The organism is Moraxella oblonga NBRC 102422 (assembly GCF_001598275.1).
Lineage (GTDB): Bacteria > Pseudomonadota > Gammaproteobacteria > Pseudomonadales > Moraxellaceae > Moraxella > Moraxella oblonga.
Genome location: NZ_BCYQ01000107.1, coordinates 1 through 541, shown reverse-complemented (window position 1 = coordinate 541; position 541 = coordinate 1). Strand labels below are relative to the sequence as shown.

The following is a 541-nucleotide window of genomic DNA, read 5'->3' as shown; positions in this document are numbered from 1 at the left end:
TCAACACCCCTCCTCCACCCTCACATATCCCATATTAGACACCACCACCCGATGAGACTTAGATGCTTCCCCATCCATACAATAACTAAAATGACCAAAATGCCCCCTTGGCAGTCCTGTATCCCCATAATACCTCATATAATGCCTAAGTGCTGACATTCTCATCTCCAACGTCCCATATTTCATCTTTAAAGGATATTCTTGCACCAACGTATCGCCACTTTCATCAAAACGATGATTGTCATTATTATCCACAAACAACATCACCTTATGACCTGCCTGTCGATGACAACGCCCCAACTCATCTGCCAAGCACAAATGCACATCCCTTTTCATCAAATAAGCATGTAATTTAGCCTCTTGATTGGCATGCAATAAAGCACTCTTAACTCGTTTTGCCTCCATACGCTTCATTAAATCAACATAACTTGGATAAGCAATCAAAGCAACTATCGCTAAAATTAACACAACAATCATCAATTCAACCAAGGTAAAACCCAAAGTGGATGAAGCAGGCTTAATAACACTTGACATCCTTGCA

At 40.9% G+C, this 541-nt stretch carries 1 protein-coding gene; it reads right to left on the bottom strand.

Going from position 1 to position 541, the window contains the following annotated elements:
* A partial coding sequence (locus MOB01S_RS12110) for a type IV pilin protein (RefSeq protein WP_157074007.1) occupies positions 1 to 541 on the bottom strand: 541 nt, incomplete at its 5' end.